This is a genomic window from Pseudomonas sp. Irchel s3h17 (assembly GCF_900187505.1).
Taxonomy (GTDB): Bacteria; Pseudomonadota; Gammaproteobacteria; order Pseudomonadales; family Pseudomonadaceae; genus Aquipseudomonas.
In genome coordinates, this window is record NZ_FYDL01000005.1 from 98244 (window position 1) to 122765 (window position 24522).

Annotated in this window: 21 protein-coding genes; 13 read left to right on the plus strand and 8 right to left on the minus strand. The window is 58.2% G+C overall.

The features are described 5' to 3' along the window. Positions 1–49: 49 nt before the first annotated feature. A complete protein-coding gene (locus CKW25_RS08410) occupies positions 50–838 on the minus strand; it encodes a VacJ family lipoprotein (RefSeq protein WP_095078723.1) in 789 nt (262 codons plus the stop codon). Further along, positions 831–2129 carry a serine/threonine protein kinase gene (locus tag CKW25_RS08415; RefSeq protein WP_095078724.1) on the minus strand — a complete coding sequence of 433 codons (1299 nt, stop codon included), beginning with the start codon at positions 2127–2129 and terminating at the stop codon, positions 831–833. Before CKW25_RS08415 ends, CKW25_RS08410 begins: the two co-directional genes overlap by 8 nt. Before the next feature lie 222 nt (positions 2130–2351). Between CKW25_RS08415 and CKW25_RS08420 the strand changes: the two genes are divergently transcribed. Together CKW25_RS08420 and CKW25_RS08425 are read left to right on the plus strand one after the other, a co-directional pair. After that, on the plus strand, positions 2352–2720 hold the full coding sequence (locus CKW25_RS08420) for a hypothetical protein (RefSeq protein ID WP_095078725.1): 369 nt from the start codon (positions 2352–2354) through the stop codon (positions 2718–2720). A gap of 159 nt (positions 2721–2879) precedes the next feature. Next, on the plus strand, positions 2880–3947 hold the full coding sequence (locus CKW25_RS08425) for an RHS repeat-associated core domain-containing protein (RefSeq protein ID WP_095078726.1): 1068 nt from the start codon (positions 2880–2882) through the stop codon (positions 3945–3947). A 21-nt stretch (positions 3948–3968) separates the two neighbouring features. On the opposite strand, the gene CKW25_RS08430 is transcribed toward CKW25_RS08425, so the two are convergent. Next, positions 3969–5570, minus strand: coding sequence for a glycosyl hydrolase family 17 protein (locus tag CKW25_RS08430; protein WP_095078727.1), 1602 nt, complete (start codon positions 5568–5570; stop codon positions 3969–3971). A 281-nt stretch (positions 5571–5851) separates the two neighbouring features. Between CKW25_RS08430 and CKW25_RS08435 the strand changes: the two genes are divergently transcribed. The 3 genes from CKW25_RS08435 (at position 5852) to CKW25_RS08445 (ending at position 8862) form a co-directional block, all read left to right on the plus strand. Next, positions 5852–6700: a glycine betaine ABC transporter substrate-binding protein gene (locus CKW25_RS08435; protein ID WP_095078728.1), complete on the plus strand. Its 849-nt coding sequence runs from the start codon at positions 5852–5854 to the stop codon at positions 6698–6700. Between the two features lie 195 nt (positions 6701–6895). Next, positions 6896–7207, plus strand: coding sequence for a DUF485 domain-containing protein (locus tag CKW25_RS08440; protein ID WP_095078729.1), 312 nt, complete (start codon positions 6896–6898; stop codon positions 7205–7207). Continuing rightward, positions 7204–8862 carry a cation acetate symporter gene (locus tag CKW25_RS08445; protein WP_095078730.1) on the plus strand — a complete coding sequence of 553 codons (1659 nt, stop codon included), beginning with the start codon at positions 7204–7206 and terminating at the stop codon, positions 8860–8862. Before CKW25_RS08440 ends, CKW25_RS08445 begins: the two co-directional genes overlap by 4 nt. 308 nt (positions 8863–9170) lie before the next feature. Here CKW25_RS08445 and CKW25_RS08450 read toward each other — a convergent pair whose 3' ends face one another. The 4 genes from CKW25_RS08450 to CKW25_RS08465 form a co-directional block, all read right to left on the minus strand. After that, positions 9171–9611 (minus strand): hypothetical protein, encoded by a 441-nt coding sequence (locus CKW25_RS08450; protein ID WP_256577946.1) that lies wholly within the window; start codon positions 9609–9611, stop codon positions 9171–9173. A 102-nt stretch (positions 9612–9713) separates the two neighbouring features. Then, the gene (locus CKW25_RS08455; RefSeq protein WP_095078731.1) at positions 9714–10610 is read right to left on the minus strand and encodes an EamA family transporter; all 897 of its coding nucleotides are present in this window, start codon (positions 10608–10610) and stop codon (positions 9714–9716) included. 275 nt (positions 10611–10885) lie between these two features. Further along, a complete protein-coding gene (locus tag CKW25_RS08460) occupies positions 10886–11182 on the minus strand; it encodes a 2Fe-2S iron-sulfur cluster-binding protein (RefSeq protein ID WP_095078732.1) in 297 nt (98 codons plus the stop codon). Positions 11183–11278: 96 nt separating this feature from the next. Beyond that, positions 11279–12538 (minus strand): MFS transporter, encoded by a 1260-nt coding sequence (locus CKW25_RS08465; RefSeq protein WP_095078733.1) that lies wholly within the window; start codon positions 12536–12538, stop codon positions 11279–11281. A gap of 152 nt (positions 12539–12690) precedes the next feature. Here CKW25_RS08465 and CKW25_RS08470 point away from each other — a divergent pair, with 152 nt between their 5' ends. After that, positions 12691–13146, plus strand: coding sequence for a helix-turn-helix domain-containing protein (locus tag CKW25_RS08470; protein ID WP_095078734.1), 456 nt, complete (start codon positions 12691–12693; stop codon positions 13144–13146). Between the two features lie 586 nt (positions 13147–13732). Here CKW25_RS08470 and gltA read toward each other — a convergent pair. Then, positions 13733–15022 (minus strand): citrate synthase, encoded by a 1290-nt coding sequence (gene gltA / locus CKW25_RS08475; RefSeq protein WP_095078735.1) that lies wholly within the window; start codon positions 15020–15022, stop codon positions 13733–13735. 363 nt (positions 15023–15385) lie between these two features. Here gltA and sdhC point away from each other — a divergent pair, with 363 nt between their 5' ends. From sdhC to lpdA, 7 genes are all read left to right on the plus strand, one after another. Further along, positions 15386–15760 (plus strand): succinate dehydrogenase, cytochrome b556 subunit, encoded by a 375-nt coding sequence (sdhC, locus tag CKW25_RS08480; RefSeq protein WP_056852964.1) that lies wholly within the window; start codon positions 15386–15388, stop codon positions 15758–15760. Next, on the plus strand, positions 15754–16122 hold the full coding sequence (gene sdhD, locus CKW25_RS08485; RefSeq protein WP_045057756.1) for a succinate dehydrogenase, hydrophobic membrane anchor protein: 369 nt from the start codon (positions 15754–15756) through the stop codon (positions 16120–16122). Before sdhC ends, sdhD begins: the two co-directional genes overlap by 7 nt. A gap of 3 nt (positions 16123–16125) precedes the next feature. Further along, the gene (sdhA, locus tag CKW25_RS08490) at positions 16126–17898 is read left to right on the plus strand and encodes a succinate dehydrogenase flavoprotein subunit (RefSeq protein WP_095078736.1); all 1773 of its coding nucleotides are present in this window, start codon (positions 16126–16128) and stop codon (positions 17896–17898) included. 11 nt (positions 17899–17909) lie between these two features. Continuing rightward, a complete protein-coding gene (locus tag CKW25_RS08495) occupies positions 17910–18614 on the plus strand; it encodes a succinate dehydrogenase iron-sulfur subunit (protein ID WP_095078947.1) in 705 nt (234 codons plus the stop codon). 275 nt (positions 18615–18889) lie between these two features. Continuing rightward, positions 18890–21721, plus strand: coding sequence for a 2-oxoglutarate dehydrogenase E1 component (locus CKW25_RS08500; RefSeq protein WP_095078737.1), 2832 nt, complete (start codon positions 18890–18892; stop codon positions 21719–21721). 42 nt (positions 21722–21763) lie between these two features. Next, complete coding sequence (odhB, locus tag CKW25_RS08505; protein WP_095078738.1) at positions 21764–22981, plus strand: 2-oxoglutarate dehydrogenase complex dihydrolipoyllysine-residue succinyltransferase; 1218 nt, start codon at positions 21764–21766, stop codon at positions 22979–22981. A 97-nt stretch (positions 22982–23078) separates the two neighbouring features. Next, complete coding sequence (gene lpdA / locus CKW25_RS08510; protein ID WP_095078739.1) at positions 23079–24515, plus strand: dihydrolipoyl dehydrogenase; 1437 nt, start codon at positions 23079–23081, stop codon at positions 24513–24515. Positions 24516–24522 lie beyond the last annotated feature (7 nt).

Below are 24522 nucleotides of genomic sequence, written 5' to 3' on the forward strand. Positions count from 1 at the left end.
AAAAAGGCCATTCGATGCGAGTCGAATGGCCTTTTTGTTACCGGCGTGATTACTCGGCGATCTGCAGCTTGCGGGCTTCGCTGTACACGTAGCGTACCTTCTCGTACTCGAACGGCGAGTTTGTCTGGCCGTAGCGGAAGCGGGTCTGGTAACGCTTGTCGATGCCACGCAGGATCAAGATTTCCGGATGGTTCTCGCTGACTTCCGACACGTTCAGGAAGTTGACAGCGGACTCAGCCGTATAGTCGACCACCAGCCCGCCGGTGTCGCGCAGGTTCGAGGGGCCGAGGATCGGCAGCATGAGGTAGGCGCCACCCGGAACGCCGTAGAACCCCAGGGTCTGCCCGAAGTCTTCGTTTTGGCGTGGCAGGCCCATCGAGGTCGCCGGATCCCACAGGCCGGCAATGCCGATCGTGGTATTGAGCAGCAGGCGCCCGGTGGTCTCCAGTGAGCGCTGGCCCTTGAGTTGCAACAGGCTGTTCATCAGGTTGGGCACATCGCCCAGGTTGTTGAAGAAGTTGCTGACACCGGTGCGCAGAAAGCTCGGGGTGATATAGCGGTAACCGTCGACCACCGGCAGGAACACCCACTGGTCGAAGCGGTAGTTGAAGTGGTAGACCCGACGGTTCCACGACTCCAGCGGGTCATAGATATTAAGGGCGCTGAGGGTCGAACGCTCGAATTCGCGCTGGTCCAGCCCCGGGTTGAACTTGAGTTTGGTCAAGGGTTCGGTGAAGCCGTCCGGATCTACCACGGTCGGGGTGTTGGCCTTGCTGTTGTCGGCATTGGCATAACCTGCGCAGAGCAACGCAGCGAGAAACAGGAGAGGTTTAGCCACGGAAGAACTCCAGCATGTCGTCGGCGTTGACGCGATAGTTGAGGTTGCCGCAATGGCCGCCGTGAGGGTAGACCGTCAAGCGGTCGCCGAAAGTCTTGCGCAGGAAGCCCAGGTCGCCAGGGCCAAGGATCACATCGTCAGCGTTGTGCATGACGGCGATTTTCGGGCTGTCGCGCAGGTAGTCCTTCAGTGCGTACAGGCTGACCTGGTCGATCAGTTGCAGCAGGCTGCCGCCGTCGGTACGCGCGCGCCACATGGGAATCACCTGCTCGGTGAGGTAGCAATCGAAGTCGCATTGCAGGGCGCGTTTGAAGAACGGCGTCAGGCTGGTGCCTTCGGCGATCGGGTACTTGGGCGGGGTGATCAGGCCGCGGCGGTTGACCAGGTCCGAGGTGTAGGCGATGTCGGCGGCCGAGAAACGGAACGAGGTACCGATCAGCATGGCCATCTGTTCGTTGGTCAGATGCTCTTTTGACTGCTGGAAGTCATAGACCAGCGCATCGTTGAGGTCGATGTAGCCTTTTTCCTGGAAGTAGCGGGTCAGCTTGTTGAGGACCAGTTCATAAAACGTGGTGCTGTTGTTGATGCCCTTGACCTCGGTTTGAACCATCTTGTCGAGGTTGGTCACGGAGGTATAGAGGTTCACCGGCGGATTGAGCAGCAGGACTTTCTTGAAGTTGAAGCTGCGCCGGGTTTCGTCCAGATGGGCGACGAAGGCGGCATCCAGTGCGCCCAGGCTATAACCGGTGAGGTAGTAGTCAGTGACCGGCAGATTCGGGTTGTGCGCGCGCACGGCTTGCATCACGCGGTACATGTCCTCGGCATCTTCCTTGCTCACGCCCGGGGTGGCGAAGCGGGACGCGGAGGCAATGAAGTCGAAGCTGGTGGGCGAGGACAACTGGACAACGTGATAGCCGGCCTTGTAGTAGAGGCGCTTGAGGTATTCGTTGAGGCTGCTGTCGTAGCGTGCGCCGGTGCCGGCGATCAGGAAGATCAGCGGTGCGGCGTGGTCCTGGGTGGCCATGCGGTAGGTGAGTTTCTTCACCGCCCAGAAATTGTCCGGCAATTCGAAGGCGCGCTCGGGGCGCAGTGCCAGGCTGTAATCACCTTGGTTGATATCTCCGTCCAGTGGCAGCTCTGGTCTCAGCTCTGGTGGTGTCGTGGCAATCGTCGCTTCAAACGGGTTGGTAAGCGGGTAGCCATAACTGGCGGCATCGATATCTACCGCCAGTGCGGACGCACTCAAGATAAGGCCGCCGAAAAGGGCAGCGAAGCGCAAGGAACGGAGCATGACTAAATCCCTTAGAGGAAGGTGCCTAATGAAGTTCGCAGGCTATGACCACAGGTTTCGCGCCAAAGTGCCATGCATCGGTACTAAAGTGGCTGAGTGGTGGTCAATAGTAGCTGGACGATACACTTTGCAGGCATTTGATGACCAGTTATCTATTCATTGCGCTTGCTTCGCGGCCTCGTGCGATTAAGCTGGGCGCCGTTTTGCCTATCGGAGAGTTTCATGTCCCGCCGTTTACCCGTGATATTGCTGTGCATCGTACTGCCGCTGTGGCTGGCCGCCAGTTATGGCGCGCGTTATGGCTTTATGGAAGATGCCCAGTGGGTCGGCATTTGCGTGGATCAGGCCAGCCGCTGGGAATGCCAGTTGCGCTCCGGGCTGGGGCTGATGATTCACTTCAAGGTCATGGGCTGGGCCGCGTTGGCCGCAGCGGTGAGTGGTTTTGTCGTTCCGGGGCGGGCGGGCTGGTGGCTGGCGATGCTGGCGCTGGTGTTCGGCTTCCCGGCACTGGCCTTGTACAACACCAGCCTGGCGGTGTTTGCGGTGGTGATTGCGGGGTTGCGGTTGGTGCGGGCGTCTCGTAGCGCCTGATCTGTGATCATCGCGAGCTTACTCGCGATGGGGCCGTTACTGACGCTGAATATTGCACAGGCGAGTTCCACTCACTACCTATCAGTTCTGATAGTAGACGTCCGTCCCGATAACTCCGAATCTAGCCATCCGAACACCGGATATGAAACGGATGCCGCCATGACTGTTCAGCGAGACACGTTGTTGTGCCGCTATCACTATGATCCATTGGATCGGGTTGCAAGTTGTGCGCCGCTGAATCAACAGAGCATTCAGCGCTTTTACCGAAAAGGTCATTTGGCCACTGAGATGCTAGGGCAGGTTCAGTATTCGGTGTTCGAACACGAAGCACGGCTCCTGGCACTGCAACAGCATCAGGCGGGAAGAGTTGACTGTGCCTTGCTGGCGACCGACCTGCAACGCTCGGTTCTACATTCCGTCACCGTTAGCCAGCATCAGCAACCTGTTTACTCCCCATATGGTCATCGTTCTCCCGAAAGTGGCTTGATCAGTCTTCTGGGGTTCAATGGTGAGCGTAGGGATCTAGTGACCGGGCATTATCTGCTTGGGATCGGGTACCGTGCTTTCAATCCAGTTTTGATGAGATTTAATAGCCCGGACAGTCTGAGTCCGTTTGAGGATGGTGGGGTGAATGCGTATGCATACTGCTTGGGGGATCCGGTTAATCGTGTGGATCCGAGTGGACATGGTCCCTGGCGTGCTGCTTATTTTAGTTCTAAGCAGCACGCGGCGGGCAATGCGGTTTTCGGCGCCTTCGGTAACACCGTAAGCACGCCACTTCTTTCAGTCAAAGCCGTTGGAAACTCTGCCGTAAAAAGATCTGCAGGGTTGGTTTCAAAATCTGGAAGCCTGAATGTTTCTCAGATTGACGCACTAGACTTGGCACTTCCAGAGGCTCTTGATCATGGAAGGATGCGCAATGCATTGGCGGTGAGAGTGCAAGCACAAGAAACATTGGATACTGCCCGAGAACAGTACTCAGTTCTTCAGCGTTTTGCCGCATCCCCGCCAAGGAATAAAGACGGAACTGTGGCGGTAGAGAATTTCGCCCCTTCAGACATCGTGAACCAACCAGCCGCTAAACGGCTCGATTTTGCTATGCGTGGCGCTGCTGATGCGCAAGCAGTTTTTGAACACGTGAGAGGGGAGTACTTCACTAGGTACCCCCAGAGCTTCAAGGCGTTTGTCACTCATATTCGGTCCACCAAAAGACGGCGGTCTATCTAGAGTTCAAGAAGATTTTTTCGATCAGCGCTGACCTTTGCTCGCTCGCAAGCTCCGCCACAGTGCCGCTACCATAATCAGACTGACCAGTGCCCAGCCCCAAGCTTGCTGATTGAGCAAGCCTTCGCGGTACAGCTGCGGGGCGATGCTGGCGCCGATGATGAAGGTCAGCAGGGCGATTTCACGGCGAGGAGCACTGACCGGGCGAGTCAGGTAGACCAGTGCTGGCAGCAGCAGGGCGGCGCTTGGGAAGCTGCGATACCGCGGTTCGAACACCAGTCCCAGCATCATCACCGCACCGGCAAAACCGGCCGCGGCCAGCAGCCAGCCGGCGCGACGCTCCAAAGCATTGAAGGCGCGTGCACGCCAGCCGGTCCTGGCGCTCAGGCCAAGTGCCCCATGGACCAGGACCAGCAGGTTCAGTGCGACCAGCAAACTAGCCCAGATCCATTCATCGGCAGAGCGGCTGGTGACGCGCGCCAACTCGGCGAAGGTTCCGATAGAGCAGGCCGCGACGGCGCCCAGCAGCGGCAATATCAATGCTGAGCGGGTGCTGCGCACGCGGCCTCCCAGCATCAACGCGCCGAGGAAAACCAGTCCGCCCACGGCCAGCAATTGCGGCCAGTACGGCAGGTTGCTGACCGGGCCTGCGAGAACACCCTTGTCCTGACGGTCTGCGTCGAACAACCCCCAATATCCACCGACCGCGCCTTCGCTGCCGCGTTTCCAGGGTTGGTCGAACGCTTCGATCAGGTTGTAGTGCCAGCCTTGCTGTTCGGCCATGGCGACAAAGCCGCGAATGAAGCGGGCTTCGTTGACCCGGCTGGGCACGGCGGTTTCCCGCTGGCGGCCTTCGCTCGGCCAGCCGGTTTCGCCAATCATCACGTCTTTGGGCGCGAAGCGATTGCCGAACACCTGGCGTACCTCGGCGACGTGTTGCAGGGCGGCGTCGATGTTCGACGGATCGTCTTCCCAGTACGGCAGCAGGTGAATGGTGAGGAAATCCACTGTCGGGGCGATTTCAGGATGTTTGAGCCAGAATTCCCAGACGTCGGCGTAGGTCACCGGTTGTTTGACCTGGCTTTTGACGTGATTGATCAGTTTGGCCAGTTGCGTGCCAGTGATTTCCTTGCGCAGCAGGGCCTCGTTGCCGACGATCACCGCAGTGACCACGTCCGGGTGGGCGTTGGCTTCGGCGATCAGCAGCTCGACTTCCTTGGCGGTGTCCACCGGGTTGCTGTTGACCCAGGCGCCGATCATCATTTTCAGGCCGTGCTTGCGCGCCAGGTCCGGCAGGGCTTCGAGGCCGGTCATCGAGTAGGTGCGGATGCACTCAAAGCGGGTCGCCAGCAGTGCAAGGTCGGCGTCCATGCGCTCGGGACGCAGGTTGAATGGCTGGTCGAACGGCGATTGGTCTTTATCGAACGGAGTGTAGGAGGCGCACTGCAGTTTGTGCGTGGCGCTGGCGGCATCCGGCAATACCACCGGTTGGCCGAGGCCGTACCAGTAGCCACACAGGGCAAACAGGCCGAGCAGGCAGGCAAACAGATAAGCGAAAAAAGGGAAACGCGAGCTGGCGGGCATGGTCAAGCCATCCGGGAACAAAGCCGCGCATCTTACCTGTATTTGCCAGAGGCTTGGTGGGCTGCATGATGTTGCTATGCAAAGTTCGGGCGGGAGTTGCCCGGGTAATTCGCCGAGGTGTCGTTACTGGATTTCCGATGTCGTTTCTCGCTGCCTTGAGGTCGCTCGCAGAGCAGGTCGCCGAGGTCGCGCGGTTGATGATCGAGGCATCAGTACTCCGCTGATGTTCGAACGAGTTTGCGGTGAGGCGTGATGGAGGCGCTGTGCACATACGTTGACGCTGCTCGGCATTCGTCGGGCGCAGCACTTTCGGGGAAGTAACGATGAAGATGCGACGACTCTTAGGCGCCGGTGCCGCTCTGGCACTGGCGATCGGCTCCACGCAGGCATTTGCCGACAGCAAAACCCTGAGCATCGGCTATGTCGACGGTTGGTCCGATAGCGTGGCGACCACTCACGTGGCGGCGGAGGTGATCAAGCAGAAGCTCGGCTATGACGTGAAACTGCAAGCCGTGGCGACCGGGATCATGTGGCAGGGCGTGGCCACGGGCAAGCTCGATGCCATGCTCTCGGCCTGGCTTCCGGTGACCCACGGTGAGTACTGGGCGAAGAACAAGGACAAGGTGGTCGACTACGGTCCCAACTTCAAGGACGCAAAAATCGGCTTGATCGTGCCGGAGTACGTCAAGGCCATTTCCATCGCTGACTTGAAGGATGACACCACCTTCAAGAACAAGATCGTCGGCATCGATGCCGGTTCAGGCGTAATGCTCAAGACCGACCAGGCCATCAAGGACTACGGCCTCGACTACAAGCTGCAGGCCAGTTCCGGCGCCGGGATGATTGCCGAGCTGACCCGCGCGGAAGAGAAGAAAGAGTCCATTGCCGTGACCGGCTGGGTACCGCACTGGATGTTCGCCAAGTGGAAGTTGCGCTTCCTTGACGATTCCAAGGGCGTTTACGGCGCGGCGGAAACCGTCAACAGCATCGGCAGCAAGGGGCTGGAGAAGAAGGCGCCGGAAGTCGCCAAGTTCCTGCATAACTTCCAGTGGGCCTCGAAAGACGAAATCGGCGAAGTCATGTTGGCGATCCAGGATGGCGCCAAGCCGGATGTCGCGGCCCGGGATTGGGTGGCCAAACACCCGGAACGAGTGGCCGAGTGGGTCCAGTGATTTAATTCGACGCGTCTAGTCAGCACCTTCCAGGCCCGCTTGGCATTTTTGCCTCGCGGGCCTTTGTTTTTGTCCGCGTTCAATGGGTGAAACCGACACTTTGCGTTCTAAGACTAAGGTCGTCTGGAACCTCTCCTTGAGCCGCATACAGTGGATAACGTTCCAATACATATCTGTGCTGCGAGGATAAAAACAATGAACGACAGCATTTACCTCTCGATTCAAAACAGCCCGCGCTTCAAGGAGCTGGTTCGTAAAAGGGAAAAGTTCGCCTGGATACTCTCGGCGATCATGCTTGGGCTGTACTCCGGATTCATTCTTCTGATCGCTTACGGGCCGCACGTACTGGGGGCGAAGATCGGCCCTGAGTCGTCGATTACCTGGGGCATCCCGATTGGTGTGGGGCTGATTGTTTCGGCCTTCATTCTGACCGGCATCTATGTACGACGCGCCAACGGCGAGTTCGACGATCTGAACAATGCGATTCTGAAGGAGGCCAAGCAATGATCCGGCGCCTATTTGCAGTCCTGGGCCTTGCCGCCTTCGCTCCCGCCGTTTGGGCGGCCGAGGCACTCACCGGCGAAGTGCACAAGCAACCGCTCAATATTTCGGCAATCCTGATGTTCGTGGCCTTTGTCGGCGCGACGCTGTGCATCACCTACTGGGCCTCCAAGCGTAACAATTCGGCTGCCGACTACTATGCGGCGGGCGGCAAGATCACCGGTTTCCAGAACGGCCTGGCGATTGCCGGTGACTACATGTCGGCGGCGTCCTTCCTGGGGATTTCCGCGCTGGTGTTCATGTCCGGCTATGACGGTCTGATCTACTCGATCGGCTTCCTGGTGGGCTGGCCGATCATTCTGTTCCTGATCGCCGAGCGTCTGCGTAACCTGGGTAAATACACCTTTGCCGACGTGGCGTCCTACCGCCTCGGGCAGACCCAGATCCGCACCCTGTCTGCCTGCGGTTCGCTGGTGGTGGTGGCGTTCTACCTGATCGCGCAAATGGTCGGTGCCGGCAAACTGATCCAGTTGCTGTTCGGTCTCGATTACCACGTTGCGGTGATCCTGGTGGGTATCCTGATGTGCATGTATGTGTTGTTCGGCGGCATGCTGGCGACCACCTGGGTACAGATCATCAAGGCTGTGCTGCTGCTGTCCGGTGCTTCGTTCATGGCACTGATGGTGATGAAGCACGTCAACTTCGACTTCAACATGCTGTTCTCCGAGGCGATCAAGGTTCACCCGAAAGGTGAAGCGATCATGAGCCCGGGTGGCCTGGTGAAAGACCCGATCTCCGCGTTCTCCCTGGGCCTGGCGCTGATGTTCGGTACCGCGGGCCTGCCGCACATCCTGATGCGCTTCTTCACCGTGAGTGATGCAAAGGAAGCTCGCAAGAGCGTGCTGTATGCAACTGGCTTCATCGGCTACTTCTACATCCTGACCTTCATCATCGGCTTTGGCGCGATCCTGCTGGTCAGCACCAACCCGGCCTTCAAAGACGCTGCTGGCGCCTTGCTGGGCGGTAACAACATGGCGGCGGTGCACCTGGCCAACGCGGTGGGTGGCAGTATCTTCCTGGGCTTTATCTCGGCGGTAGCGTTCGCCACCATTCTGGCGGTGGTTGCCGGCCTGACCCTGGCCGGTGCATCGGCGGTGTCGCATGACCTGTATGCCAGTGTGATCAAGAAGGGCAAGGCCAACGAGAAGGATGAAATCCGCGTTTCGAAAATCACCACCATTGCCCTGGCGGTGCTGGCGATCGGCCTGGGTATCCTGTTCGAAAGCCAGAACATCGCGTTCATGGTAGGCCTGGCGTTCTCCATTGCGGCGAGCTGCAACTTCCCGGTCCTGCTGCTTTCCATGTACTGGAAGAAGCTGACCACCCGTGGGGCGATGATTGGCGGCTGGCTGGGCCTGATCAGTGCGGTGGGCTTGATGGTGCTGGGTCCGACCATCTGGGTGCAGATCCTGCATCACGAGAAGGCGATCTTCCCGTATGAGTACCCGGCGCTGTTCTCGATGATGATTGCGTTTGTCGGGATCTGGTTCTTCTCGATCACCGACAAGTCGACGGCGGCGGACAATGAGCGGGCGCTGTTCTTCCCGCAGTTCGTTCGTTCGCAGACCGGGTTGGGGGCGAGTGGGGCGGTTTCGCACTAAGGCTTCAGCGAACTACACATAAGCTGCGTTAAACGAAATGCCCCGGTCCAGAGACCGGGGCATTTTTGTTGGGCGTTGATTAAAATGCCAGGACAGTGGCGGCTCATCGCTTGAATCACAGCATTGGGCGCCACCAACGTGCGCTGCCCGGCATCACCCCTCACGGCCCTCTTTGGACCATTACTGGCCGGATGCCCCGTCGGTAGCTGAAGCCACGCCGCGAGCGAAGTCCAAGGGCTACGCATTACCCGCTCGTGTATCTTGAAACGCCCTTCCCGACGCTATCAAGTGAAATGCACGGCGCCTATTCAGGCTCCCACTGCTTCGACGCGCGTATGCCCTCGGGCAAAGCGGGTCGCCGATGTCTGCAACAACAGAGCGACGGTCAATGTGACCAGCAGCACCGGCGTGGCCAGGGCATTCGCCCGGCTGACATACAAGCCCACAGCGGCCTCGCTGTAGCGGCAGGCGATGGCGACACGGATATGCACCCGCGCACCGCCGAAAGCCATGCCGAGAATCAACAGGCTCAGTGCTTTCAGTAACAGAGTGTCTGGCATCAGCAACCACATTGACGTGGAAATCACCGATAGCGCGATCAGGGCTGACAGATAAGCCAACAGGTTACGACCGGTATTGGCAATGATGACCAGCACCCCGATCAGCGCCATGCCCATGCCAAACACCGCATCGAGCACACCAAGTTCAAACAGCGCCCAGCCGTGGCTCGACACATAGACGGGCAGCATAAAGTTGAACGCCCCCGAGGATTGGCCAGATAAGTACCATCGGCACAAACAGCGTCAGTGGAAGCCTGGCTGGAGCCGCTACTTCGCCAGCCGCCCGTCGATTCATATTGAAGTACGCGCAGGACGCGCGCCCATAGCATTGAAAATACGCTGTCCATAGAGGCCGACGGCCAGGCCGAGCACGATCAGCACCACCGCCAGTACTTTGCTCAGCGGCACACTTTCGTTGAATACGAAAACAGAACCGAGCATGCCGAAGATCGGCACCAGCAACGACAGTGGCGCTACCGTTGAAACGGGATAGGTCTTGAGCAGCGAGTTCCATATCCAGTAGGCGAACAGGGTATTGGGGTAGACCTGAAACAGAATCGACAGCACGGCGGTCGTGTCTACCTGATTGACGAACGTGGTATAGCCGGCGCTGCCGTTAACCGCGTAGTCGAGGGCGAACAACGGGATCGGCGAGAAGGCGCTGGACCAGACCAGAAAGCCGAAGACATCCTTGGTGCTGGCCTTCTTGTTGATGATATTGGCTACGCTCCATGAGGCTGCGCCAACCAGTACCAGAAGCACGCCTGGCAGGCTGACCGAGCCATCGCTGATCATGATGATGCACAAGAGCCCGGCGAGTGCGATCAGCATGCCCAGCACCTGAAAGCGTGTCAGCGCTTCCTTGAACACCCACCCGCCCAGCAGGAGGGTGAAGAACGCGCTGAACTGCAGCACCAGCGAGGCGATTCCTGCCGAGAGTCCGGCCTTGATGCCCAGGTTTACCACGCCCCACAGACCGATGCCGAACACCAGCCCGTAACCGATGATGTAGCGCCAGGGCACATCGGGCTTGCGGATGAAGAAGATCGCCGGTAACGCACAGAGACTGAAGCGGATACCCGCCAGGATGAACGGATCTACGGTTGCCAGTCCCAGTTTGATCACCGAGAAATTGACACCCCAGATTGCCGTGATCAGTACAGCCAACACTACGTGCAGTGGTTTCATTGATGAGTTGCCTTCATGATGGTGGGCTGTGTCACGCTACGGACGTCAGGCTATCGGCGAGGCTCACTCGGGAAAACAGCGCTTGCATCCAGGCCTGGGCTCTACCTGGAGGTCGATTATCTGGTCAATTTCCCCGCGCGGATTCACCGAAGCGGCGGCGTTGAGAAAAGGAGTGCGATCACCATAACCAACATTCTTTACACGGTTAAGCATAATCAAACCTCTTTTAGTTTGTTTAAACGCTTTAAATAAAGACCGGACTGCAACTGCAACGATCAGCTAATGATATCAATGGCTACTTCACCTCTTATCCGGCATTGACAGGCCAGTCGGTATTCTTCACCGCTGTAACCCAGTACCTCGATAAAAGCCTCTTCATCATCATCCCGAGGATTCAACGCCCCGATACCTGATGTAACCCTGATCAGACAGGCGCCACACGCCCCTACGCGGCAGCCCAGAGGAATCACGCTTTTTCCTCCAGCCTCGTACTCTATATCCGTAAAGGGGGCATTGACCGGTAGCTGAAATTCAAGTTGATGCGAGGTAATAGTTAATGTGTGCAGTGCCATACATGCCTCATATTAATGTTCAAGTTTGTGTGGCAGGCACACAGTTCCACGCCAGAGTTTGTAAACAATGGAAATAGGTTTTCAAGGTTCAAGAAGTTATCGGGAAGTCAGCTCCAGATACAACCAATACAACAGGGCTATCCCACTGAAGGCGGCACCCAACAGGCAAACGGCCACCCAGCCAAAGTGAGCATAAGTGTAAGTGGCAGCCATTGCGCCCACACCGCTACCCACTGAGTAGAAACACATGTAGGCGCCCACCAGACGGCTTTGCGCATCGGGCCGCGCCGCGAAGATCAGGCTCTGATTGGTCACATGCACCGCTTGCACGGCAAAGTCCAGCAGGACTACGCCCACCACCATGGCCAGCAATGAGCTTTCAATAAACGCGGTTGGCAGCCAGGACAAGGTCAATAGCACCAGTGCAATGCCTGTCGTGCGGTTGCCGAGCCCTTGGTCGGCCAGTCGTCCGGCCCGTGCTGCGGCCAGTGCGCCGGCCACTCCGGCCAGACCGAACAGGCCGATCTGGGTATGTGACAGCGACAGCGGAGGCGCGCTTAGCGGCAGTACCATTGCGGTCCACAACACGCTGAATGCGGCGAATATGAGCAAGGCGAAGGTGCCTCTGACGCGCAGCGTGTGTTCTGTCAGATACAACTGGAAGACCGAACGCAGTAACTGCCAGTAGCTGCCTTTGACTGGCGGCGTTGTCGACGCTGGCATGGTTCGGTATAGCACCAGCGCCATGCCAACCATCAAGGCTGCCGACACGAAGTAGACGCCTCGCCATCCGGCCAGGTCGGCCACCGCGCCAGAGACGAAGCGGGCGAGCAGTATGCCCAGCACTACGCCACTGGTCACCGTTCCGATGGCTTCGCCACGTTGGTCCGGGCTTGCCAGTGTGGCAGCGTAGGCGACCACCACTTGAACCACGACGGCCATCAGACCGACCAGCACCATCGCGCCGAGCAGCATGCCCCAACCTTGGGCCAGTCCTACTGCGCACAAGGCCACGGCCGACATCAGCATCTGCGTCAGGATGAGTTTCTTGCGGTTCAGCAGATCGCCCAGAGGGACTATGAAAAGCAGTCCCACCGCATATCCGGCCTGAGTAGCAGTGACCACCACGCCGATAGTGCTGGGCGGAACCGACAGGCTGGCGGCCATGGACTCCAGCAGCGGTTGTGCGAAATAGACATTGGCCACGGCCATGGCGCAAGTGACAGCGAAGAGAAGTGTCTGGTAACGGCTGAGGGGGGTGACTGCACGCCCCTGAGGGGGAAGAGTGGTAGCTCCGCCTGCTGATTTTTCGGCTTCGAAGTCCATTTTCAAAGGTTTTTGAGGGTTCAGCGTCATCACTCCATCCTTGGAATTATGTGGTTTCGAAAGAAAACCGATGCGTTGATTTTTAGCAAATCAAGTTTTAATATACAACTAGTTTTTGTAAAAAAAATCGTCTGCCGTTAGGGCTTTTTCATAAACAATCTGCCCGGGAAGGTTGGAGAGTCATGGCCAGACAGAAGCAACTGGCACAGAGCGAATGCCCCGTGGCCCGGACACTTGAGGCTATCGGAGATCGTTGGGTATTGATGATCATTCGTGACGCTTTCGATGACGTTCGCCGCTTCAGTGAATTCCAGAAGCGTCTTGGGCTTGCCAGAAACATCCTTACGGTCAAGCTCAAGATGTTGGTCGAGTTGGGCGTATTCGACGTCCAGCCGGCGTCCGACGGCAGTGCCTACAAGGAGTATGTTCTAACCGAGATGGGGCGCTCCGTGTTTCCCATAGTGGTCAGCATGCGCCAGTGGGGTGAGCGCTTCCTCTTCAGTAAGGGCGAGCGTTATTCGGTTCTGCTGGACAACGACCTGGCGGAGCCGGTCGAGATCATCGCGGTCCGTTCCAGAGGGGGCAAGGTATTGACCCCGGCAGATTGCCACCGGCGCGTGGTCAGGCGCGATGCCTGATAGTCGCCGGCTCTGCCGGCAGCCCAGACAGTCATCCTGTTTCTTGAGGGGCGCGTCATGGGCATCGAAATCCTCTCACTGTCCGATCCGGTCCGCTGATCCGGCTGTCATTGGGGAAATGCATGGCGGCGCCAGATGCGGGTTGTATGCGCCGTGCAACCATTGAAGCTATACATTGGGGATAGCCTTCGGCCACCTGGGCTGAGCGACGCTTGTGTGCACTGCCAGCCAGTCGCCGACGTTCATGCAGTCAATTAATGTATCCACCTTGTCTGCCGCAGCAGGCGTCTGATTGTTCGGCGTCTCGCGGGCCGGCGGAGCAGGCTCAGGGCGAGGGCGCCCTGAGCCTGGGCGAAGGGCTGAACGAAAGGGGCAAGAGTGCTTTGGTTACTTTGGGCTGGCACTCGGCTTTTCGAAAGTGACCTGCCGTGAGGGCGGAACCATAACGGGCCGTTATCGAGGAAACGGATATGTACTCGATCATGGTGCTAGTTGCCGTTCGCTAAAAAGGACACAAACAAAAACGGCCGCTATATAAATAGAGGCCGTTTCCGGTGCAACTCAACAAGCTACAACAAGGCAGCGCTTACTTGCGGTCTTCCAGCTTGGTAATGTCACGCGACTCGTAGCCGGTGTACAGCTGGCGCGGGCGGCCGATCTTGTACGGGCTGGAGAGCATTTCTTTCCAGTGGGAGATCCAGCCGACGGTCCGCGCCAGGGCGAAGATCACGGTGAACATGCTGGTTGGAATGCCGATCGCCTTGAGGATGATCCCCGAGTAGAAGTCGACGTTCGGGTACAGCGAGCGCTCGATGAAGTACGGGTCGGTCAGGGCGATCTCTTCCAGGCGCATGGCCAGTTCGAGTTGCGGATCGTTCTGGATGCCGAGTTCCTTGAGCACTTCGTCGCAGGTCTTTTTCATGACGGTGGCGCGTGGGTCGCGGTTTTTGTAAACCCGGTGACCGAAGCCCATCAGTTTGAACGGATCGTTCTTGTCCTTGGCCTTGGCAATGAATTTGTCGATGTTCGAGACATCGCCAATTTCGTCGAGCATGGTCAATACGGCTTCGTTGGCGCCGCCGTGAGCCGGGCCCCAGAGGGCTGCGATGCCGGCAGCGATACAGGCGAACGGGTTGGCGCCCGAGGAGCCTGCCAGGCGTACGGTGGAGGTCGATGCGTTCTGCTCGTGGTCGGCATGGAGGATGAAGATCCGGTCCATGGCCTTGGCGAGTACCGGGCTGATCGGTTTGATCTCGCACGGGGTGTTGAACATCATGTGCAGGAAGTTTTCCGCGTACGACAGGTCGTTGCGCGGGTACATCATGGGTTGGCCCATGGAGTACTTGTAAACCATCGCTGCCAGGGTCGGCATCTTGGCAACCAGGCGGATCGCGGAGATTTCGCGATGCTGCGGGTTATTGATGTCCAGGGAGTCGTGGTAGAAGGCCGACAGGGCGCCGACTACACCGCACATCACGGCCATTGGGTGGGCGTCGCGACGGAAGCCGTTGAAGAAGGTCTTCAACTGCTCGTGAACCATGGTGTGGTTCTTCACGGTGCCAACGAACTGGGCCTTTTGCTCTGCTGTCGGCAGTTCGCCGTTGAGCAGCAGGTAGCAGGTTTCCAGGTAGTCCGACTTCTCGGCCAGTTGTTCGATCGGGTAGCCGCGGTGCAGCAGAATGCCGTTATCGCCGTCAATATAGGTAATCTTCGACTCGCAGGAAGCGGTCGACATGAAGCCCGGGTCAAAGGTGAAGCGGCCCGTGGCCGTCAGGCCCCGAACGTCGATAACATCGGGACCAACGGTGCCGGTTAAAATGGGCAGCTCGACGGGGGCTGCGCCCTCGATGATCAACTGCGCTTTTTTGTCAGCCATGTGGCCTCCTATTTATGCTTGAAATCATCAGACAGACCCCCCACGCAGGGCCCGCACCACTATAGTGAGATAAATTCGAATGTCAATTTGCCTAAAGTCTTGCTCCAGAAGGCTTTAACCGGACTTTTTCCTCGAAATTACCTGCCGTTTACGCCTTTTATTGCGCTTGTGCAATCAGCTATTAGGGGAAGGTGAACGCGTTGTCATTAGTAGCCTAACTGTCTATACTCGGCCACCGACCGCCAGGGGCTTTTGGGCCTGCTTTATTGGGGGTCGCATCCCTGGGTGGTGGTTACCTGACCAGTGCACTCCCCAACAACTTTGCCCTGATTGTTAGGGGCTCTTCAGTGTGAAAAAAAAGCCGTGAAAAGCCAACGACCTGTAAACCTAGACCTAAGGACCATCAAACTCCCCATCACCGGCGTTACGTCGTTTCTTCACCGTGTTTCCGGCATCATCCTCTTCCTGGGCCTTGGCTTCATGCTGTATGCATTGGGCAAATCCCTGGGTTCCGAGGAAGGTTTTGCCGACGTGAAGGCATGCTTGACCAGTCCGCTGGCCAAGTTCGTAGCATGGGGCCTCCTGTCCGCTCTGCTGTATCACCTGGTAGCCGGTGTGCGCCATTTGATCATGGACATGGGCATCGGTGAGACGCTGGAAGGCGGCCGCCTGGGCTCGAAAATTATCATCGCCGTTTCCGTGGTGTTGATCGTTCTGGCAGGAGTTTGGATATGGTAACCAGCGTTACGAACCTTTCGCGTTCGGGCCTCTATGACTGGATGGCGCAGCGTGTGTCTGCGGTTGTTCTCGCGGCTTATTTCATTTTCCTGATCGGATACCTCGCAGCGAATCCGGGCATTGGCTACGAGCAGTGGCATGGCCTGTTCGCCCACAACGGGATGCGTATCTTCAGTCTGCTGGCCCTCGTTGCCCTGGGCGCTCACGCCTGGGTCGGCATGTGGACCATCGCGACCGACTACCTGACGCCGATGGCGCTGGGCAAGTCCGCGACTGCAGTACGTTTCCTTTTCCAGGCAGTATGCGGCGTTGCGATGTTCGCTTACTTCGTCTGGGGTGTGCAGATTCTCTGGGGTATCTGATTCATGGCTAACATTCCAACGATTTCTTTCGACGCCATCATCATTGGCGGCGGCGGTGCCGGCATGCGCGCAGCGCTGCAACTGGCACAAGGTGGTCACAAGACCGCCGTAATCACCAAGGTTTTCCCGACGCGTTCGCACACCGTATCGGCTCAGGGTGGCATCACCTGTGCTATCGCTTCCTCGGACCCGAACGATGACTGGCGCTGGCACATGTACGATACCGTCAAGGGTTCCGACTACATCGGTGACCAGGACGCTATCGAATACATGTGTCAGGAAGGCCCGGCTGCCGTTTACGAGCTGGACCACATGGGTATGCCGTTCTCGCGTACCGAGCAAGGTCGTATCTACCAGCGTCCATTCGGTGGTCAGTCCAAGGACTACGGTAAAGGCGGCCAGGCTGCGCGTACTTGCGCCGCGTCCGACCGTACCGGTCATGCTCTGCTGCACACCCTTTATCAGGGCAACCTGAAAGCCGGTACCGTGTTCCTGAACGAGTACTACGCTGTCGATCTGGTGAAGAACGGCGAAGGCGAGTTCGTCGGCGTGATCGCCATCTGCATCGAAACTGGCGAAACCACCTACATCCGCGCCAAGGCCACCGTGCTGGCCACCGGCGGTGCAGGTCGTATCTATGCGTCGACCACCAACGCCCTGATCAACACCGGTGACGGCGTTGGTATGGCCCTGCGAGCAGGCGTGCCGGTACAAGACATCGAAATGTGGCAGTTCCACCCGACCGGTATCGCCGGCGCTGGTGTACTGGTTACTGAAGGCTGCCGTGGTGAAGGTGGATACCTGATCAACAAGCACGGCGAGCGTTTCATGGAGCGTTATGCTCCGAACGCCAAAGACCTTGCTGGTCGTGACGTTGTTGCCCGTTCGATGGTTAAAGAAATCATCGCCGGTAACGGTTGCGGTCCGAATGGCGACCACGTGATGCTCAAACTCGACCACTTGGGCGAGGAAGTGCTGCACAGCCGTCTGCCAGGCATCTGCGAACTGTCCAAGACTTTCGCACACGTTGACCCTGTTGTTGCTCCGGTTCCGGTTGTTCCGACCTGCCACTATATGATGGGCGGCGTTCCGACCAACATTCACGGTCAGGCAATCACCCAGAACGACGAAGGCGTCGACGAAATCATCCCTGGCCTGTTCGCAGTGGGTGAAGTGGCGTGCGTATCGGTTCACGGCGCCAACCGTCTGGGCGGCAACTCGTTGCTCGACCTGGTGGTGTTCGGCCGTGCTGCCGGCTTGCACCTGGAAAAGGCGCTGACTGACGGTATCGAATACGACGAAGCCACCGACGCCGACATCAATGCGGCCCTGGCACGTCTGTCCGCCCTCAACGAGCGTACCGAAGGCGAAGACGTGGCTACCCTGCGTCGCGAGCTGCAAAACTGCATGCAGAACTACTTCGGTGTATTCCGTACCGGCGAATACATGCAGAAGGGTATCGCCCAGCTGGCTGACCTGCGCGTGCGCATCGCCAACGTCAAGATCAACGACAAGTCGCAGGCGTTCAACACTGCGCGTATCGAAGCGCTTGAGTTGCAGAACCTGCTGGAAGTGGCCGAAGCCACCGCCATCGCTGCTGAAGTACGTAAAGAGTCCCGCGGTGCTCACGCCCGTGAAGACTTCGAAGACCGTGACGACGAAAACTGGCTGTGCCACACCCTCTACTTCCCGGGTGACAAGCGCGTGACCAAGCGTGCCGTGAACTTCTCGCCGAAGACTGTTCCGACTTTTGAACCTAAGATTCGGACTTATTAAGGGTGGCCGCCATGTTGAAAGTCAGCGTTTATCGTTACAACCCTGATCAGGACGCCGCGCCGTTCATGCAGGAATTCCAGGTCGATACCGGTGGTAAAGACCTGATGGTGCTGGACGTCCTGGCCCTGATCAAAGAGCAGGACGAGGGTTTCTCCTATCGTCGCTCTTGCCGTGAAGGTGTTTGCGGTTCCGACGGCATGAACATCAACGGCAAAAACGGCCTGGCCTGCGTCACGCCGCTGTCTGCTGTCGTAAAAGGTAACAAGTTGATCGTTCGTCCTCTGCCAGGTTTGCCGGTTATCCGTGACCTGGTCGTCGATATGAGCATCTTCTACAAGCAATACGAAAAGGTTAAGCCTTACCTGCAGAACGATACGCCGGCTCCGGCCATCGAGCGTCTGCAGTCCCCTGAAGAGCGTGAAAAGCTCGACGGTCTGTACGAGTGCATCCTGTGCGCTTGCTGCTCGACCTCGTGCCCGTCCTTCTGGTGGAACCCGGACAAGTTCCTGGGTCCAGCTGCCCTGCTGCAAGCCTACCGCTTCCTGGCAGACAGCCGCGACACCAAGACGTCCGAGCGTCTGGCTTCGCTGGATGATCCGTTCAGCGTATTCCGCTGCCGCGGGATCATGAACTGCGTCAACGTATGTCCGAAAGGCCTGAACCCGACTAAGGCCATCGGTCACATCCGTAACATGCTTCTGCAAAGCGGCGTGTGATTCAGCTGTTGTACCCGGTTGTTGTAAATGTAGTACCGCTGTACCCGTAGAGGCTAAGGCGCGGGCTTCAACCCGCGTCGTAGCTATAACCAGAGCAGCAGCTTATAAGGCTGCGGCTCTTATTTTGAAGAAATGAGACAAGCAGGGGCATCCGGGCTGGTACCCGGACTATCAGCGTGATCCTAAGTGGCTTGTTTTGGTCGCTGCACTCGGACTTCTGCAAGTTTGCTCGGTGTCTTCGCCGGTGGTGTTCCCCTAACCGAGGGTGACCAAGCATGCAAGAAAGCGTGATGCAGCGCATGTGGAACAGCGCCTACCTATCCGGTAGTAACGCTGCCTATGTGGAAGAGCTCTACGAGCTCTACCTGCACGACCCTAACGCTGTGCCAGAAGAGTGGCGCACCTACTTTCAGAAGTTGCCGACAGACGGCAACTCTGCCATCGATGTTTCGCACTCGACAATTCGCGACCATTTCGTGCTGCTGGCAAAGAACCAGCGCCGCGCCCAACCGGTTTCCGCCGGCAGCGTGAGCAGTGAGCACGAGAAGAAGCAAGTTGAAGTGCTGCGGTTGATCCAGGCCTACCGTATGCGTGGCCACCAGGCAGCCCAGCTTGACCCGCTGGGGCTGTGGCAGCGTCCTGCACCTGCAGACCTGTCGATCAATCATTACGGCTTGACCAATGCCGATCTTGATACGACCTTCCGTGCCGGCGACCTGTTCATCGGCAAAGAGGAAGCGAGCCTACGCGAAATTCACGAAGCGTTGCAGCAGACATATTGCCGCACCATCGGCGCTGAATTCACGCATATCACCGATTCCGAGCAGCGCCAGTGGTTCCAGCAGCGTCTGGAAAGCGTGCGTGGCCGTCCGACCTACTCGGCGGACATCAAGAGCCACTTGCTCGAGCGCGTGACCGCCGGCGAAGGCCTGGAAAAATACCTGGGTACCAAATACCCGGGCACCAAGCGTTTCGGTCTGGAAGGCGGCGAAAGCCTGATTCCGATGCTCGACGAGCTGATCCAGCGTTCCGGTTCCTACGGCACCAAGGAAATCGTTATCGGCATGGCCCACCGTGGCCGTCTGAACGTGCTGGTCAACACCTTCGGCAAGAACCCGCGCGAGCTGTTCGACGAGTTCGAAGGCAAGAAGAAGGTCGAGTTGGGTTCCGGTGACGTTAAATACCACCAGGGCTTCTCGTCCAACGTGATGACCAGCGGCGGTGAAGTTCACCTGGCCATGGCGTTCAACCCGTCCCACCTGGAAATCGTTTCCCCGGTGGTCGAGGGTTCGGTTCGCGCCCGTCAGGATCGTCGCAACGACCCAACCGGTGAGAAGGTTCTGCCGATCTCCATCCACGGTGACGCTGCATTCGCAGGTCAAGGCGTGGTCATGGAAACCTTCCAGATGTCGCAGACCCGCGGTTTCAAAACCGGCGGTACCGTGCACATCGTGATCAACAACCAGGTCGGTTTCACCATCAGCAACCCGCTGGACTCGCGTTCCACCGAGTACGCTACCGACGTTGCGAAAATGATCCAGGCGCCGATCCTCCATGTGAATGGCGATGATCCGGAAGCCGTATTGTTCGTGACCCAGTTGGCCATCGACTACCGCATGCAGTTCAAGCGTGACGTGGTGATCGACCTGGTCTGCTACCGTCGTCGCGGCCACAACGAGGCCGACGAGCCAAGCGGCACCCAGCCGATCATGTATCAGCAGATCACCAAACAGCGCACCACCCGTGAGCTGTATGCCGATCGCCTGACTCAAGGCGGTGTGCTGGACGCGGAGCGTGTGCAGTCGAAAATCGACGAATACCGCAACGCACTGGACAACGGCCTGCATGTTGTAAAAAGCCTGGTTAAAGAGCCGAACAAAGAGCTGTTCGTGGACTGGCGTCCGTATCTGGGCCATGCCTGGACTGCGCGTCACGACACTCGCTTCGAACTCAAGACCCTGCAGGAACTGTCCGCCAAGCTGCTGGAAATTCCAGAAGGCTTCGTGGTTCAGCGCCAGGTTGCGAAAATCTACGAAGACCGTCAGAAGATGCAAGCCGGCGGCCTGCCGATCAACTGGGGTTACGCCGAAACCATGGCGTACGCGACCCTGGCGTTCGAAGGTCACCCGATCCGCATGACGGGTCAGGACATCGGTCGCGGTACGTTCTCGCACCGTCACGCTGTCTTGCACAACCAGAAAGATGCAGGGACCTACATCCCGCTGCAAAACCTGTACGAAGGCCAGCCACGTTTCGACCTGTACGATTCGTTCCTGTCCGAAGAAGCCGTACTGGCGTTCGAATACGGTTACTCGACCACTACGCCTGACGCACTGGTGATCTGGGAAGCCCAGTTCGGCGACTTCGCCAACGGTGCCCAGGTCGTTATCGATCAGTTCATCACCAGTGGCGAACACAAGTGGGGCCGTCTATGCGGTCTGACCATGTTGTTGCCGCACGGTTACGAAGGTCAGGGGCCTGAGCACTCCTCGGCTCGTCTGGAGCGTTACCTGCAACTGTGCGCCGAGCACAACATTCAGGTAGCCGTACCGACTACGCCGGCTCAGATCTACCACTTGCTGCGTCGTCAGGTGATTCGCCCGCTGCGCAAGCCATTGATCGTACTGACGCCGAAGTCGCTGTTGCGTCACAAGCTGGCCATCTCGACTCTGGAAGATCTGGCCGAAGGTTCGTTCCAGACCGTTATCCCGGAAATCGATGCTCAGGATCCGAAAAAGGTCGAGCGCATCGTTCTGTGTAGCGGCAAGGTCTACTACGACCTGTTGGAAAAACGCCGTGCCGAAGGTCGTGACGATATCGCCGTCGTGCGTATCGAGCAGCTGTACCCATTCCCTGAGGACGACTTGAACGAAGTCCTGGCTCCTTATACCAACCTCAAACATATCGTTTGGTGTCAGGAAGAGCCGATGAACCAGGGTGCCTGGTACTGCAGCCAACACCACATGCGCCGCATCGTAGGCAATCACATCAAGTCTCTCGTACTTGAGTACGCGGGCCGTGAGGCTTCTGCTGCACCTGCTTGTGGTTATGCATCGATGCACGCTGAGCAGCAGGAAAAACTGCTGCAAGACGCCTTTACTGTTTAACGCCTTCGCGCACCTGAAACCGAATTTAAGGAACCACAGACAATGGCTATCGAGATCAAAGCCCCCACTTTCCCGGAATCGGTTGCCGATGGCACCGTTGCCACCTGGCACAAGCAACCGGGCGACGCGGTCAAGCGCGACGACCTGATCGTCGACATCGAAACCGATAAAGTCGTACTGGAAGTGTTGGCGACCGCCGACGGCGTGTTGGGCGCTATCGTCAAGAACGAAGGCGAAACCGTTCTGTCGGACGAAGTCCTGGGCTCCATCGAAGCGGGCGGCGTTGCTGCCGCTCCAGCCGCTGCTCCAGCTGCTGCCGCACAGGCTGCTGCTCCGGCCGCTGCTGGCGAAGACGATCCTGTTGCTGCACCAGCTGCTCGCAAGCTGGCTGAAGAAAACGGCATCAACATCGCTTCCGTTGCCGGTACCGGCAAAGGCGGTCGCGTGACCAAGGAAGACGTAGTCGCTGCCGTTGCCGCCAAGAAAGCCGCACCGGCTGCCGCGCCTGCCAAGGCTGCCGCACCTGCTGCCGCCGCTCCTGTGTTCGCCGCTGGCGACCGCATCGAGAAGCGTGTTCCGATGACCCGCGTTCGCGCTACCGTTGCCAAGCGTCTGGTTGAAGCTCAGTCGAACATGGCGATGCTGACCACGTTCAACGAAGTCGACATGACTGAAGTCATGGCCCTGCGTTCGAAGTACAAGGACCTGTTCGAGAAGTCCCACAACGGCGTACGCCTGGGCTTCATGTCGTTCTTCGTGAAAGCGGCCACCGAAGCGCTGAAACGCTTCCCGGCTGTCAACGCCTCGATCGACGGCAGCGACATCGTTTACCACGGCTACGCTGACGTCGGCGTTGCAGTTTCCAGCGACCGCGGTCTGGTTGTACCGGTTCTGCGTAACGCCGAACTGATGAGCCTGGCTGAAATCGAAGGCGGCATCGCCACCTTCGGCAAGAAGGCGCGCGACGGCAAGCTGTCGATGGACGAAATGACCGGTGGTACGTTCACCATCACCAACGGTGGTACTTTCGGTTCGATGATGTCGACTCCGATCGTCAACCCGCCACAGGCGGCTATCCTGGGCATGCACAACATCCTGCAGCGTCCTATGGCGATCAACGGTCAGGTCGTTATCCGTCCGATGATGTACCTGGCTCTGTCCTACGATCACCGTTTGATCGACGGCAAAGAAGCTGTGACTTTCCTGGTGACCATCAAGAACCTGCTGGAAGACCCGGCTCGTCTGTTGCTGGATATCTGATAGAAGCAGTTGCGAGCTTCAAGCTACAGGCTGCAAGAAAAGGCAGCCCCGCTTGAAGCTTGCGGCTTGAAGCTTTTCGCTAAAGAGGATTTTTTGAATGTCGCAGAAATTTGACGTAGTAGTGATCGGCGCGGGCCCTGGCGGCTACGTAGCTGCCATCAAGGCCGCGCAGCTGGGTCTTACGACCGCCTGCATCGAGAAATACACCGACAAGGAAGGCAAGCTGGCCCTCGGCGGTACCTGCCTGAACGTCGGCTGCATTCCATCCAAGGCGCTGCTGGACAGCTCCTGGAAGTTCCACGAAGCCCAGGACGGCTTCGCGATCCACGGTATCAACCACGCTGGCGTGACCATGGACGTACCGGCCATGGTCGGCCGCAAGGCCAACATCGTCAAAGGCCTGACCTCTGGCGTTGCGACCCTGTTCAAAGCCAACGGTGTGACCTCGATCCAGGGTCACGGCAAGCTGCTGGCCGGCAAGAAAGTCGAAGTCACCAAGCCAGACGGCTCGGTTGAAGTCATCGAAGCCGAAAACGTCATCCTCGCTCCGGGCTCGCGTCCGATCGACATTCCGCCAGCTCCGGTTGACCAGAATGTGATCGTCGACTCCACTGGCGCCCTGGAATTCCAATCGGTTCCAAAACGTCTGGGCGTGATCGGCGCTGGCGTGATCGGCCTGGAACTGGGTTCGGTATGGTCCCGTCTGGGCGCTGAAGTGACTGTCCTGGAAGCCCTGGACACCTTCCTGATGGCTGCCGACACCGCTGTTTCCAAAGAAGCACTGAAAACCCTGACCAAGCAAGGTCTGGACATCAAGCTGGGCGCGCGGGTCACCGGTTCCAAAGTCAACGGCGAAGAAGTTGTCGTGACCTACACCGACGCCAAAGGCGAACAGACCATCACCTTCGACAAGCTGATCGTAGCCGTTGGTCGCCGTCCGGTGACCACCGATCTGCTGGCCGCTGACTGCGGCGTGACCCTCGACGAGCGCGGTTTCGTGCACGTTGACGATCACTGCGCGACCACCGTACCGGGCGTTTTCGCGATCGGCGACGTGGTTCGCGGCATGATGCTGGCTCACAAGGCCTCGGAAGAGGGCATCATGGTTGTCGAGCGCATCAAGGGCCACAAAGCCCAGATGAACTATGACCTGATCCCTTCGGTTATTTATACTCACCCGGAAATTGCATGGGTCGGTAAAACCGAGCAGGCCTTGAAAGCTGAAGGCGTTGAAGTTAACGTCGGCACTTTCCCGTTCGCAGCCTCTGGCCGTGCCATGGCAGCCAACGATACCGGCGGTTTCGTCAAAGTCATCGCCGACGCCAAGACTGATCGCGTATTGGGCGTCCACGTAATTGGCCCGAGCGCAGCAGAACTGGTCCAGCAGGGCGCAATCGGCATGGAATTCGGCACCAGCGCCGAAGACCTGGGCATGATGGTCTTCTCCCATCCGACCCTGTCCGAAGCCTTGCACGAAGCAGCTTTGGCCGTGAATGGCGGCGCCATTCACATCGCCAACCGCAAGAAGCGTTAAGACAATA

Bases quoted from the DNA above. Each gene is read 5' to 3' on its own strand.
- CKW25_RS08455 (WP_095078731.1), bottom strand. From the start codon at position 10,610: ATGAAACCACTGCACGTAGTGTTGGCTGTACTGATCACGGCAATCTGG.
- gltA (WP_095078735.1), bottom strand. From the start codon at position 15,022: ATGGCTGACAAAAAAGCGCAGTTGATCATCGAGGGCGCAGCCCCCGTC.
- lpdA (WP_095078739.1), top strand. From the start codon at position 23,079: ATGTCGCAGAAATTTGACGTAGTAGTGATCGGCGCGGGCCCTGGCGGC.
- CKW25_RS08500 (WP_095078737.1), top strand. From the start codon at position 18,890: ATGCAAGAAAGCGTGATGCAGCGCATGTGGAACAGCGCCTACCTATCC.
- CKW25_RS08420 (WP_095078725.1), top strand. From the start codon at position 2,352: ATGTCCCGCCGTTTACCCGTGATATTGCTGTGCATCGTACTGCCGCTG.
- CKW25_RS08445 (WP_095078730.1), top strand. From the start codon at position 7,204: ATGATCCGGCGCCTATTTGCAGTCCTGGGCCTTGCCGCCTTCGCTCCC.
- CKW25_RS08415 (WP_095078724.1), bottom strand. From the start codon at position 2,129: ATGCTCCGTTCCTTGCGCTTCGCTGCCCTTTTCGGCGGCCTTATCTTG.
- CKW25_RS08470 (WP_095078734.1), top strand. From the start codon at position 12,691: ATGGCCAGACAGAAGCAACTGGCACAGAGCGAATGCCCCGTGGCCCGG.
- sdhA (WP_095078736.1), top strand. From the start codon at position 16,126: ATGGCTAACATTCCAACGATTTCTTTCGACGCCATCATCATTGGCGGC.
- CKW25_RS08435 (WP_095078728.1), top strand. From the start codon at position 5,852: ATGAAGATGCGACGACTCTTAGGCGCCGGTGCCGCTCTGGCACTGGCG.
- CKW25_RS08440 (WP_095078729.1), top strand. From the start codon at position 6,896: ATGAACGACAGCATTTACCTCTCGATTCAAAACAGCCCGCGCTTCAAG.
- CKW25_RS08495 (WP_095078947.1), top strand. From the start codon at position 17,910: ATGTTGAAAGTCAGCGTTTATCGTTACAACCCTGATCAGGACGCCGCG.
- CKW25_RS08425 (WP_095078726.1), top strand. From the start codon at position 2,880: ATGACTGTTCAGCGAGACACGTTGTTGTGCCGCTATCACTATGATCCA.
- odhB (WP_095078738.1), top strand. From the start codon at position 21,764: ATGGCTATCGAGATCAAAGCCCCCACTTTCCCGGAATCGGTTGCCGAT.
- CKW25_RS08450 (WP_256577946.1), bottom strand. From the start codon at position 9,611: ATGCTGCCCGTCTATGTGTCGAGCCACGGCTGGGCGCTGTTTGAACTT.
- sdhD (WP_045057756.1), top strand. From the start codon at position 15,754: ATGGTAACCAGCGTTACGAACCTTTCGCGTTCGGGCCTCTATGACTGG.
- CKW25_RS08460 (WP_095078732.1), bottom strand. From the start codon at position 11,182: ATGGCACTGCACACATTAACTATTACCTCGCATCAACTTGAATTTCAG.
- CKW25_RS08465 (WP_095078733.1), bottom strand. From the start codon at position 12,538: ATGACGCTGAACCCTCAAAAACCTTTGAAAATGGACTTCGAAGCCGAA.